This window comes from Pediococcus ethanolidurans (assembly GCF_964062635.1).
GTDB lineage: Bacteria > Bacillota > Bacilli > Lactobacillales > Lactobacillaceae > Pediococcus > Pediococcus ethanolidurans.
In genome coordinates this window covers 2019958-2033178 of the sequence record NZ_OZ061250.1, presented here as the reverse complement: position 1 = coordinate 2033178, position 13221 = coordinate 2019958, and the positions used below count along the sequence as shown (strand labels likewise).

Sequence of the window (13221 nt, the reverse complement as noted above, 5' to 3'; positions counted from 1 at the left end):
ATTTCTTTTTCTTTATTACTAGAAAACGAATAAAATAGGCATTGCATGCATGCTAATAAAATGATAATGTATAACTTGAATGTGGTAAAATTTAAAAGCGGAGACAATCTATATGAAAAAATTTTTACTCTGGTTTTTTTCAGTTATTGCAGTGCTATTAATTTTCAGTGTTGGATGTTTTGTATTGGCCAAGTACAAGACAAATAGCATGGCACATCGTTATTATGAAAGCTTTTTTGAAAACTCTTCAGATAATGATCTGCAAAGTGATAAATTGACTGAGGCTGTTTATACAGTTCCGGTAGCTGCCAAAACCGATATGAATGCTAAGAAGGTTGATTCAGCTTTAAAAGCTAATAATTTGGTTGGCTCGGTGGCAGTTATTCGAAACGGTAAATTAAGTTATGTGACATCGCGAGGGCAAAGTAAGTATCCAAATGGTGCTAAGAACACTGAGAATACGATGTATCAAATTGGATCTGCACAAGACTTGATTACAGCTGCATCAGTGATGTATTTGAAAGAGCACGGTAAACTTAGCTTAAGCGACAAGTTAAGTAAGTATTATCCGGAAATAAGCCACGCTAAACATATTACGGTAGACCAATTACTGAATATGACTTCTGGATTAAGTACAATTACTAATGCTAAAGCAACTGAAAGTTTTCCAACCTTACTTTCATGGAATGAGCAACATGTTGTCAGCAGTGGGGTAACCGGAAGTTATGATTATAAATCTGTCAATTATGTACTGTTAGCTGGGATCATTCAAAAAGCTAGTGGTCAGCCATATCGAGAATTCGTTAAAGCTCATTTGTTGGATAAGTTAAGTCTGAAACATAGTGGTTTTGCCCTAAATGATGATCAACGCCGTAAATTAGCTACCCCCTATGAAGATAGCTATTCAGGTGGTAAAACGGCTACAACGGGGATGACTAAACTACAGAGTACGAAGCTTGGCTCGTATCAAATGTATATGAGTGTTAAGGACTTGACCACCAGTTACTTCTACATATTAAGTGGTAAGTTGATTAGTAAAACTAATGTAAAAGAGTTAACCCAAACTGCTAACTCAAAATTCTCCGGTGGCGTTTATCCGAGTGATACCGGGTTTACCGTGCATGGACAGTTAGGCGGCTATCAAGACAGCATTCAAGTTGATACCAAAAAGCAGAACGGTGTTTTCTTGTTAACCAATTATGTACCAACAGGAATTAAGAATACCCAAACGGCACCAATTATTTATAATAAGGCATTTGAATAGACAAGTTGGAGGAAGTTATGGATCAAACAGGTAGTAATGTAGTGACTTTTAGTGAAATTTTATTAACGCTACGTAAACATATTAAATTAATATTAGGAACCACGATTATCATTACAGCATTAGCAGCAGTGGTGACTTTCTTTGTGATGACGCCCAAATATAGTGCGGAAACTCAGATCTTAGTTAATCGAAAACTGGATGCTAGTATGGCCGGAGCACAGCTGCAGACTACTCAGGCTGATATTGCCATGATTAGTACATATAAAGATATTATTACGAGTCCAGTGATTCAAGATACGGTTCAAAAAGAAACTAAGAATTTACCTGGATCAGCTGACAGTACAGTAAGTGTAGCAACTGAAACAAATTCACAAGTTTTCACGGTTAATGTGAAAGCAACTAATCCAAATACAGCAGCTTCAGTAGCTAATAAAACAGCCAGTGTTTTCAAAAAGAAAATTGTGAAAATGATGAGTATTAATAATGTCACCATTGTCTCTAAAGCTATTTCGAATTCCAGTCCTGTTTCACCAAGAATTAAACTTAATTTACTTGCTGGAATTGTTCTTGGGTTGATCCTAGGTGTGGGTTTAGCCTTCATCAGTGAATTCAATGATAAGACGGTTAAGGACGAGGCTTTCTTAACGGATAACTTAGGTTTAACAAGCTTAGGAATTGTCAATGAAATCAGTCAAAAGGATGTTGATCGTCAAGTTCGTGAACAATCAAATGCTACTACTAGTGAAAGAACGAATAAAATGCGACGAAGGGTTTAGGTGAAAAAATGCCATTATTTAGAAAGAAACGTAAATTAGATAACGAAAGTTTAAAACGTGGCGTGGGGTTAGTTACCGTTACCGATCCAAGTTCCACCGTGTCGGAACAATTTCGAACAATTAGAACAAACATTCAATTTTCTTCAGCCGAAAAAAAGTTACAGTCGATTGTGATCACCTCTTCAGGGCCCTCAGAAGGAAAATCTACGATTAGTTCAAATTTGGCAGTTGTATGGGCTAAACAAAAACAAAAAGTTGTTCTGGTTGATGCAGATTTACGACGACCAATGGCGCATCGAACCTTTAATTTATTAAATGCGGTTGGTTTATCAAGTTATTTAACGAATAATGCAGTATATGAAAAAATTATTCAAAAGACTGATATTCCTAATTTAAGTGTGATTAGCAGTGGACCAGTGCCACCTAATCCTGCAGAACTTTTAAATTCACACCATATTAGTACGTTGTTAGAACGCTTAGCTTCAGAATATGACATGATTATTGTTGATGCCCCACCGATTAACACGGTAACTGACGCGCAATTATTGGCTAGTAGGGTAGATGGCGTGGTTCTGGTAGTTCCTCAAGGGATTGCTGAAAAGGGTAGTGTTACGCACGCAGTTGAACAGTTAAAAACGGTTCATGCCAAGCTGTTAGGAACGGTTATGAATCGTTTCAAGGCCGACAAAGCTCCAGGCTACTACGGTGGTTACTATGGCGGCGATTACGGCGGTTATTATGGAGTAGATGATAAAGATGATTGATTTGCATTGTCATATTTTGCCTGGTGTCGATGACGGTTATCCAGACATAGAGACCTCGTTAAAGTTGGCGGAAGTAGCGGTTGAACAGGGCATCACGCACATGTTATTGACACCGCATCATATGGATGGCGATTACTTAAACCATAAAGCAGACGTTATTGAAAAAACAACGGCTTTTCAGGAAGCACTGGATCGTAATCAGATTAGATTGACAGTTTTTCCTGGACAAGAAGTGCACATTACTGGTGAATTGATACAGGCCACTGATCGTGATGATATTTTGTTTGCAGATGAGAGCAATCGTTATTTGATTTTAGAGTTGCCGCATAATGAAGTGCCTGAATATACGGAAAAGATGTTGTTTGCCTTACAAACGCGTGGAATTACACCAATTTTGGTTCATCCAGAACGTAATCAGGGATTTATGCAGGATCCGGACAAACTATATGAGTTTGTTTCTCAAGGCTGTTTAACCCAGTTAACGGCCAGCAGCTACGTTGGGGTGTTTGGCGAACACGTTCAGAAGCTTACCGAACAAATTATTGATGCTGGACTTGGATTTGTGTTTGCCTCAGATGCACATAATCTTAAGGGGCGAAACTTTAAGATGACGCAAGCGTTTGAAAAGCTCGAAAAAAACAAGGGTAAACGGTTTGTTGAGATTTATCAAGAAAATGCAAAAAGAATTATTAATGGGGATGATGTGATCTTGGGAGATATTCATCATATTCGAAGTACCAAAAAGAGAAAGTTTTGGGGTTTGTTTTGAATGATGTGTAGAAGGCTGAACGAGGAGTAAACATGTATGGAAATGAATAATACCGATGAAGAAAATGAAATTTGGTTAGACAAGAATGACATAGATAACCGTCATGTGTACCATCGAGTGAAACGGGTTTTTGACTTTGTTGCTAGTCTGTTAGGCTTAATTATATTAAGTCCGTTGTTTTTAATCCTAGCACTTTGTATAAAATCCGAAAATTGGCATGGACCTGTTTTTTATTCACAAATTCGTCTAGGTGTTGGCGGGCGACCATTTAAAATGTATAAATTCCGTTCAATGGTCGTAGATGCGGATAAGAAAATAAAGGATCTTTTAGACAAAAATGAGGTTGATGGAGCCATGTTTAAAATGAAGGAGGATCCACGTATTACCAAGGTGGGCAAATTCATTCGTAAGTATAGCTTAGATGAATTACCGCAACTGTATAACGTTTTAATTGGTGATATGAGTTTAGTTGGTCCACGTCCACCATTGACAAGAGAAGTTAAAGAATATACAGACTATGATAAACAGCGTTTGTTTGTTCAACCGGGATGTACTGGTTTATGGCAAGTTAATGGTAGAAATGCACTTAATTTTGAACAAATGGTAGAACTGGATTTAAAATATATATGTAATTGCAGTATATTCTATGACTTTGGAATTTTATTGAAGACAGTCAAAATAATGATTTTACCCAATGATGCTTATTAATAAAAATTTAGGAGAAAAGATGAAAATCTCATATTCGGTAGTGTTATACAATAATTCGTTAACGTTAATAGAAAGATTAGTCAATAACATTATTGAAACTACCCCTAAAGAATGGGAGTATTCAATTTATTTAATCAATAATTCGGTTAATAACGAAAATATTAATCTTTATTTACAAAAATTAGTATCAAAAAACAAAAACATTTTTGCGATTTTTCCGGTTGAAAATAAAGGTTTTGGAGCCGGACATAATCTGGCAATTAAGAGAATCAAATCAGAATATCATGTTATTGTCAATCCAGATGTTAAAATACCAGACGGAAATCAAGTTAAAAAGATGGTTTCATTTATGACTAATAATGAGATATTGCTTCTTGCACCTTTAATAAAGTTTCCAAATGGAAATACGCAAAAATTGGTAAAAAGAGAACCTACAATTTTTGATATGGCAATTAGATTTATAGGTGGTCCCTTATTTAAAAAAAGAAAAGAATGGTTTGTGTTTTTACCCGATGGATATTCAAAAATACACAAAGCAAATAACCTTCCGGGATCATTTTTAGTATTTAATAGTGCAACTTTAAAAAAAATTCATGGATTTGATGAAAGATACTTTTTGTACATGGAGGATTCAGACATTTCTAAATCTGTGTCCCAGATTGGCAACACAGTGTTTTATCCTGAGGCTTTTGTCTATCATGAATGGCAAAGACAGAACAAGAAAAGTCTAAAAGGAATGTTTCAAATGATTTCGAGTACATTGAAATATTTTAATAAGTGGGGATGGAAATTTTATTAGTTTGAAGTTTTCTTTTTTACCTAAAAGTTTTTACTATTGATATTGAGTATTTGATTATGCAGGCAAATTATTTGTTTAACAAGAAGTCCTAGTAGATATAATGTTAGATGGTGAATTTGATAATGGGAGATGAGAATTTGAATACTAAGGGTAAGACGTTACATACATGGGTAAATCCCAATTTTTTGTTAGCAATTAGTTTTTCTGTTGCTTTAGTTTTGTATTCTATTCCGTTTTCAAGTCTTAATACTAATCTGTCATTGAAATTGAAATTTTTATTATTCGGTTTAATTTTAATCAACTTTATTATGGGTATAAGTTTTAAAAAATACTTTAGAATTAATACTTTTAAAGAAATGAATTTAAATTCGGTTTTTTTGAATTTGTTTACCGTCGGTATTTTACTATTAAGTATTTGTGAAGGTATTTATTCAAAAGGATTTCCAATTTTCGGTCAAGTTAATTATAAAGATTATGGAATTCCAAGTATTCACGTTATTTTGGTTACAGTTGATTCATTTTATATTCTTGTACTTTGTGATGAATTGTTTAATTTTAATAAAAATAGCAAAAAAATTTTTATGTATATTTGTCTAGCACTAATTCCACTAATAATATCGTTATCTCGGGGATCAATCGTTGTATTGGCGTTGAGTATTCTATTTGATTATCTTTTTAAACAAGAAAAAATAAAAAAACGGCATTTTGGGAGATTTGTTGTATTAGCAATGCTACTTATTGGTAGCTTATACATCTTTGGAATTTCCGGTAATTATAGAATGAATAAAAACTATAATTATGAAGGTGGCCTTTCTAATTCGTCTTTGATTTTATCAATCGGGAAGGCAACAAATGAATTTAAAAATTCAGGAATACCATCGCCATATTTTTGGACCTATTCGTACGCAACATCTCCAATTGCAAATTTAAATTTGAATGTAAGTTTAAATAATTATTCTAAAAATAAGATTAGTATGAATGAATTTATTATGATGAATTTTGTACCCGATTTCATCGGTAAAAGGTTATATCCTAATGATAATGCAATTTATGCTATTGAAAAGGTTACAAATGAGTTTACTGTGGGGACTGTACTTGCTACCGCTTTTTTAATGTCAAATTGGATTGGACTATATCTTTTTGTAGTAGTTATATCTTTATTTCCACTGATATATTGTTTTTTACTTAAGCGTTGGGCGACTGATTATATAAGATTTGGTATGTCAGTTTTGTGTACAGTGTATATCTTAGCTGTTTTTTCAAACTTTTTTGTTTTTACTGGTCTTTCATTGCAGTTATGGTTTCCATTTATTGTACAATTTTTTAAAAAAATAAAATTTACGAATTGATTTTAATAAATAAAAGAATGTGGAAAATTAATTTTATTATAAAATAGGTGACTAATAAATGATGAACTTTAAAAATGTTGTATTAATAGTAATTTATAAAATGCCAATAAGTCAAAGTAAAACATTTAAAACTATTAATAAACAACTTAGAAATGAGGATTTATTAATACTGTATGATAATTCACCAAATAAAGAATTAGATATTAGTTTAAAAGCAAATTATCAATATATACATGATAATCAAAATAATGGACTTATTGATGCATATAATTTTTCCATTAAGCGGGCATATGAGGTTGGAGCGACTTGGGTAACTTTTTTTGATCAGGATAGTGAAATCCCGGATAATTTTTTTGAAGATACAAAAAAATTAGAAAATACCGTATTACAAAACGTAGTTTCAATTGTTCCAAAAGTTTTTGTTAAGCAAATTAAAATTTCACCTTTTAGTAGTACGTATTCTCTTTTTAGAGTGAAAAAAAATCAAATCGACACGGCAATTAATTCGGGTAATACAGTTAGGGTAGATTTTTGGAAACAATTAAGCTTAGAATTTGATCGAAATTTTCAATTAGATTTTTTGGATTATTTTTTCTTTAAAAAGGTTAAAGATTATGGAATGAAGTTTGTAGTAAGCACGATATCAATTAATCATTCTTTATCTAGTAGTAACTATAAGACTATGAATTTCAAAAGATATAATGATTTTTTGAAGTCTGAAAATAGATTTGTTCAGAGTTATTATGGGAAATGGAGAATAACTAGTTATAAATTTAAATTAGTGTTGAGAGTTATAAAATTATTATTAATGAATGGAGGATTAGACAAGATCGATATAACATTAAAATATATTTTTGAAACAAGGTAGGAAATTATAATGATATCTGTATGCATGGCAACATATAACGGATCAGACGTGATTCAAAAACAATTAAAATCTATTTTAAAACAACTTCAAAGTGACGATGAAGTTGTTATTACTGACGATAATTCTTCAGATGAAACAATTAAAAAAATAAAACAACTTGATGATAAGAGAATAAAAATTAAAAAAAATGAGGTGAATTCTGGACCAATTAAATGTTTTGAAGATTCATTAAAACGAAGTCATGGTGACATCATATTTTTATCTGATCAAGATGATATTTGGGCTGATAATAAAGTGTCTAGAGTTACAAATATTTTCAAACAAGATCAAGTAAAATTAATAATTCATGATGCAATAGTTGAAAATCAATATGGAAAAATATTGAATCGTTCTTGGAACGATTTTAATCAAAACAAATTTCACAAAGGAATGTTCTCCATAATTGTAAAAAATCCCTTTTGTGGAGCAATGATGGCTTTTAAAAAAGACATATTACCACTTGTTTTACCTTTCCCGAAGACTATTCCGATGCATGATGTATGGATTGGAATTGAGTGTGAAAGAAATTCTATTAAATATAAGGCAATACCTGATAAGCTTATTCATTATGTTAGAAGAACAGGAAATGTTACTGGTGGAGCTCACAAACCAGGAAAAATGATTTCAAATAGAATTGGTTTAGTTTTAGCGTTATTTTGGGAGAAAATAAAATGAAAAACTTGATTAGAACATTTTTATATTGGATTAGTGGATTTTCAAAAAGAGATAAAACCATTATTTTATTTGGATCCTGGTTTGGAGAACGTTTTAGTGATAATCCAAAATTTCTGTTAATGCAATTGAATTGTTCTGAAAAAAAATGTTATTGGATCGGAAATGAAAAAATTAGAAAAGAAGTTGAGTTTAATCATGTAAACTTTGTTAGAAGAAATTCATTTAAAGCATTTTGGCTTGAATTAAAAGCGGGGTATGCCTTTGTCTCTCATGGTTATCAAGATTTGGGAAGTGTAAGTTTATTGAGAGGAAATATAACTGTTCAGTTATGGCATGGCTTTCCAATAAAAAGAATAGGTGCGGATGACAAAAAAAATAAAAAAGAAGGGAATAAGATTTTTGAAAGCTACTCTTTTTTTCTGGCAAATTCTCCACTTATGAAAAAAAGAATAATCTCTGCTTTTAAATACTATGGAGCAAATGAAAAAAATGTTGTATTAGCACAACAACCACGTGTTAATTATTTGAGTGAAAATATTGATAATATAAATCTTAGAATTGAAATTAGAAAAAGAATTGGAGTTTCAGAATACCAGACGATGATTTTGTATTTGCCGACTTTTAGGAATAAGTTGTCTGATTCTTTTTCGTTCTATAATCAACAAAGTAGTTTTTTTGAAAAACTTGACAAGAAATCCAATTTTGTATTTGTTGAAAGACAACATTTTGCTTCTAAGACACACAAAAACGTAAATAAAGAGAAAAAATTTGTTATTGAAATGAATAGTCAAATAGATGTACAAGATGCTTTATTGGCAGCTGATATTTTAGTAACAGATTATTCAAGTGTGTATGTTGATTTCCTAGTCTTAAAAAGACCAATTATTCATTTCATTTTTGATAATAAGAATTATGAAAAAAAAGATCGTGGAATTTATAACACAAAATTTGAAAACGAAGCTGCAGGTCCGATAGTTTATAATACAGGTGATTTAGCTGATTTGCTCAATTCTATTAAAAAGAAGAAGAGCAGAATTTCGAATGAAACTAATATGTATAAAAAAATTTATGAAGAAGAACAAAATGCAAATATATTTGAACTTGTAGAAAGGTTATCGTAATTGATTGCTTTGATGCATTTAAAGATATGGAGAATTTACGGATGAATAAAACTGTCAAAAATTTAATCTATAATGGTCTGTATCAACTTCTGATAATTGCCTTACCAATTATTACAGTTCCTTATGTGGCTCGAGTTTTAGGTGCACGTGCATTAGGTGAAAATTCATATATTACATCAGTAGGAATTCTTTTAGGTTACGTTATCATACTAGGAATGAATCAGTTAGGTGTAAGAGAAATTGCAAAAATTAGTGCAAGTAAAGATGAATTAACAATCACTTTTTCTAGATTATGGGGATTACAATTTATTGTTGGTATATTGGTTACCTTGTCCTATATTGGAATAACGTATAGAATGTCGAATAATATTTATTATTTGGCAAATATTCCTTATCTTCTTGGTTTTATGCTTGATATATCGTGGTTTTTTGTCGGTATTGGTGAAATTAGTCGTGTTGTGACGAGAAATACTGTAATTAAATTCCTATCCTTGATATTAATTTTTAGCTGTGTGCATTCTTCCAATGATTTACTACTTTATATTTTGATAAATAGTTCTGCATTAATGCTTTCGAATCTTGTATTTTGGATGTCTCTAAGAAAAAAAATTTGGACAACAAAAATTTTGAAAAATTTATTTTCTAGTAAATATATTAAAAGTTCACTAATTTTAGGGCTACCACAAATTGCAGTTCAGTTCTATACAAACTTCGATAGTGTGATTGTAGGTTACATAGCCGGAGCTGTTCAACTTTCCTATTATGATCAATCGCAAAAAATTGCAAGAATGTTACTAGCTCTCATTACATCTACTAGTACTGTGTTGATGCCAAAGCTGGTAAAACTGATGCAGAATGACAAAGACAATAAAAGATCAAGTGATTTATTGAAAAAATCATTGGATTATACCTTGATTATTTCGTTGTTTATTACATTTTTAATTATGATAAATGTGAACGAATTAGTTCCGTGGTTTTTTGGAAATAAATTTAGTCCTATGATAAATAACATGTTTTGGGTTAGTTTAATAATTATTTTCATTTCTTTCGGAAGCGTTTTTTCGAATCAATACGCTCTTGCTAACGGACTGTACAGAATTTTTGCTATTCCATATTTTTTGGGGGCAATTTTTAGTATAATTTCGAACATTATTTTTGTTCACTTGTGGAAAGCTGATGGAGGAACAACTACAATAATTTTGACGGAGCTAATTGTATGTATACTTAGAGTCTGGTTGGTAAAGAAAAATTTCAATTTTAAAGTGTTATTTAGACAATATTGGAAATATTTTTTAACGTTTTGTGTTAGTTTATTGTTTTGCGTTAGGATACATATAGTTGTCAGTAGTAACTTTGTTTCGATGATTTTAAATTCATTTATTGGAACTTTTGTTTTTCTACTCTTACTGGTGATTTTTCAACCACCTGCAGTAAATGAGGCACTTAGTTTTATTTTTATTAAAATGAAGCATTACATGACAAAAAAATAGTTTCCGATATTTTAATTTGAAAAAAATGAACGGTTATAAGAAAAGGAGAGAAAAAGTTATATGAAAGGTATAATTCTAGCAGGTGGTTCGGGTACACGTTTGTATCCAATTACAGAAGCAATTTCAAAGCAATTAGTTCCAATTTATGATAAACCAATGATTTATTATCCACTATCAACAATGATGTTAGCGGGTATTCATGACATTTTATTAATTTCAACACCTCGTGATACACCTAGATTTAAAGAACTGTTGGGTGATGGTTCACAATTTGGAATTAGTATTTCTTATAAGGTACAAGAAAAGCCAAATGGCTTAGCTGAAGCCTTCGTATTAGGTGCTGATTTCATCGGTGACGATTCGGTTTGCTTAATTTTAGGAGATAACATTTATTATGGCAGTGGCTTGTCTGAACTTGTACAACGTTCAGCTAAAAAGAGGAAAGGTGCGACTGTTTTTGGGTATCAGGTAAATGATCCTGAGCGTTTTGGTGTGGTTGAATTTGATAAAAATCATCACGTTAAGTCCATTGAAGAAAAGCCAAAGCATCCTGCCAGCAATTATGCAGTGACGGGAATGTATTTCTATGATAATCAAGTTGTTGAGATTGCTAGAAACTTAAAACCATCTCCTCGAGGGGAATTAGAAATTACAGATATTAACAAAGAATATCTTAAACGTGGACAACTTGATGTTGAATTATTAGGGCGTGGCTATGCTTGGTTAGATACTGGAACACATGAATCATTGCACGAAGCGTCTGGTTTTATCGAAACTGTAGAAAAACGACAAAACTTGAAAGTAGCTTGCCTAGAGGAAGTTGCTTATCGCATGGGATATATTGATAAGGACCAGGTCTACAAATTGGCACAGCCGTTGAAGAAAAATGATTACGGACAATACTTGTTACGATTAATTCAGGAGGATAACTAATGGGAAAGTTAAAGATTACAACAACAAAATTACAGGATGTCAAAATTATTGAACCAGCTGTTTTTGGTGATCAACGGGGATTCTTTACAGAAACCTATTCTGATCGTGATTTTAAAGATGCTGGAATCAACTTTGATTTTATTCAAGATAACCAGTCACTTTCAAGTCAAGCTGGCGTTTTGCGAGGTCTGCATTTTCAACGCGGTAAGGCTGCCCAAACAAAATTAATTCGAGTCGTTACTGGTGCTGTTTTGGATTTAATTGTTGATGTTCGAAAGGGTTCTCCTACATATAAACAATGGGAAGGCTACATCATTTCTGCAAGTAATCACAGACAATTGCTTGTCCCTAAAGGCTTTGCCCATGGTTTCGTGACCTTAACCAATGATGTTAACTTCTTGTATAAGTGTGATAACTACTACAATGCCGAAGCAGACGGTGGCTTTTCATTCAAGACACCTGAATTAGGAATCAAATGGCCAATTGATTTTGACCAGGCGATTACTTCTGAAAAGGACGCTAAACAACCAACATTTACTGAGTTTGAAAAGAATAATCCGTTTGTTTATGGTGAGATTTAGGAAGGAAATCTAATATGAAGAATATTATTGTAACTGGTGGCGCAGGATTTATTGGTTCTAACTTTGTTCACTATGTGGTTAACAATCATCCTGATGTTAAAATTACAGTACTGGATAAGCTCACTTATGCTGGTAATCGGGCAAATTTAGCAGGTCTTCCTGCAGATCGCGTAAAATTAGTTGTGGGTGACGTTGCGGATGCTGAATTAGTGGATAAGCTGGTGAAAAATACCGATGCAGTTGTCCATTATGCGGCTGAAAGTCATAATGACAACTCTTTAATTGACCCCAGTCCCTTTATTCAGACTAATATTATTGGCACATACACGCTGATTGAAGCTTGTCGTAAATACGGCGTTCGTTATCATCATATTTCAACTGATGAAGTGTTTGGTGACTTACCTTTGCGAGAGGATTTACCGGGACATGGTGAAGGTGTTGGTGAAAAGTTCACACCTGATTCACCATACAAGCCAAGTAGTCCATATTCTTCATCAAAGGCGAGCTCAGATTTATTGGTTCGTGCTTGGGTGAGATCGTTTGGATTAAAGGCCACAATCTCGAATTGCTCAAATAATTACGGGCCATATCAACATATTGAAAAGTTTATTCCTCGTCAAATCACTAACATTCTAAGTGGTATTCGCCCTAAGTTATATGGGTCAGGTAAAAATGTGCGTGACTGGATTCATACGAATGATCATTCCCGTGCGGTTTGGTTAATTCTTAACGAAGGCAAACTCGGTGAAACCTATTTGATTGGCGCAGATGGTGAAAAGGATAATAAGACTGTTCTTGAGATGATCTTGAAGCAGATGGGACAACCAGCTGATGCTTATGATCATGTAAAGGATCGTCCAGGACATGATATGCGTTATGCGATTGACTCCACTAAGTTGCGTACTGAACTTGGTTGGAAACCTGAATTTACAGATTTCACAAAGGGATTGCAGGCAACCATTGATTGGTACACCGAACATGAAGATTGGTGGAAAGATGAGAAAAAGGCTGTTGAAAGTAAGTATGCAAAAAACGGTCAATAACAGTTAGCGGGTTAATCACCCGTTTTTTTGATAGAGGAGAAA

General features: G+C 32.8%; 14 protein-coding genes. All 14 read left to right on the top strand.

The genetic code is table 11. The features are described 5' to 3' along the window. The first annotated feature begins 112 nt into the window (after positions 1-112). The 14 genes from AB3219_RS10085 (at position 113) to rfbB (ending at position 13179) form a co-directional block, all read left to right on the top strand. A complete protein-coding gene (locus AB3219_RS10085; protein WP_367369436.1) occupies positions 113-1264 on the top strand; it encodes a serine hydrolase domain-containing protein in 1152 nt (383 codons plus the stop codon). Between the two features lie 17 nt (positions 1265-1281). Continuing rightward, positions 1282-2040 (top strand): YveK family protein, encoded by a 759-nt coding sequence (locus AB3219_RS10080; protein ID WP_367369435.1) that lies wholly within the window; start codon positions 1282-1284, stop codon positions 2038-2040. A gap of 8 nt (positions 2041-2048) precedes the next feature. Further along, positions 2049-2804: a CpsD/CapB family tyrosine-protein kinase gene (locus tag AB3219_RS10075; RefSeq protein ID WP_367369434.1), complete on the top strand. Its 756-nt coding sequence runs from the start codon at positions 2049-2051 to the stop codon at positions 2802-2804. Beyond that, positions 2791-3573: a tyrosine-protein phosphatase gene (locus AB3219_RS10070; protein ID WP_367369464.1), complete on the top strand. Its 783-nt coding sequence runs from the start codon at positions 2791-2793 to the stop codon at positions 3571-3573. Before AB3219_RS10075 ends, AB3219_RS10070 begins: the two co-directional genes overlap by 14 nt. Positions 3574-3609: 36 nt before the next feature. Further along, on the top strand, positions 3610-4281 hold the full coding sequence (locus tag AB3219_RS10065) for a sugar transferase (protein ID WP_367369433.1): 672 nt from the start codon (positions 3610-3612) through the stop codon (positions 4279-4281). After that, the gene (locus AB3219_RS10060; protein WP_367369432.1) at positions 4268-5080 is read left to right on the top strand and encodes a glycosyltransferase; all 813 of its coding nucleotides are present in this window, start codon (positions 4268-4270) and stop codon (positions 5078-5080) included. The genes AB3219_RS10065 and AB3219_RS10060 overlap by 14 nt, the downstream gene beginning before the upstream one ends. 137 nt (positions 5081-5217) lie before the next feature. Next, positions 5218-6429: a hypothetical protein gene (locus tag AB3219_RS10055; protein WP_367369431.1), complete on the top strand. Its 1212-nt coding sequence runs from the start codon at positions 5218-5220 to the stop codon at positions 6427-6429. A gap of 58 nt (positions 6430-6487) precedes the next feature. Then, entirely contained in the window at positions 6488-7297 is an 810-nt protein-coding gene (locus AB3219_RS10050; protein WP_367369430.1) for a glycosyltransferase, read from the top strand. Positions 7298-7321: 24 nt separating this feature from the next. Continuing rightward, a complete protein-coding gene (locus AB3219_RS10045) occupies positions 7322-8011 on the top strand; it encodes a glycosyltransferase (RefSeq protein WP_367369429.1) in 690 nt (229 codons plus the stop codon). After that, positions 8008-9132 (top strand): CDP-glycerol glycerophosphotransferase family protein, encoded by a 1125-nt coding sequence (locus AB3219_RS10040; RefSeq protein WP_367369428.1) that lies wholly within the window; start codon positions 8008-8010, stop codon positions 9130-9132. Before AB3219_RS10045 ends, AB3219_RS10040 begins: the two co-directional genes overlap by 4 nt. A 41-nt stretch (positions 9133-9173) precedes the next feature. After that, positions 9174-10622 carry an oligosaccharide flippase family protein gene (locus AB3219_RS10035; protein WP_367369427.1) on the top strand — a complete coding sequence of 483 codons (1449 nt, stop codon included), beginning with the start codon at positions 9174-9176 and terminating at the stop codon, positions 10620-10622. A 60-nt stretch (positions 10623-10682) separates the two neighbouring features. Continuing rightward, positions 10683-11555, top strand: a complete 873-nt coding sequence (gene rfbA / locus AB3219_RS10030; RefSeq protein WP_317762910.1) for a glucose-1-phosphate thymidylyltransferase RfbA — start codon at positions 10683-10685, stop codon at positions 11553-11555. Then, on the top strand, positions 11555-12136 hold the full coding sequence (gene rfbC / locus AB3219_RS10025) for a dTDP-4-dehydrorhamnose 3,5-epimerase (protein WP_367369426.1): 582 nt from the start codon (positions 11555-11557) through the stop codon (positions 12134-12136). The genes rfbA and rfbC overlap by 1 nt, the downstream gene beginning before the upstream one ends. Before the next feature lie 14 nt (positions 12137-12150). Beyond that, positions 12151-13179: a dTDP-glucose 4,6-dehydratase gene (rfbB, locus tag AB3219_RS10020; protein WP_216753345.1), complete on the top strand. Its 1029-nt coding sequence runs from the start codon at positions 12151-12153 to the stop codon at positions 13177-13179. The last annotated feature ends 42 nt before the right edge of the window (positions 13180-13221 follow it).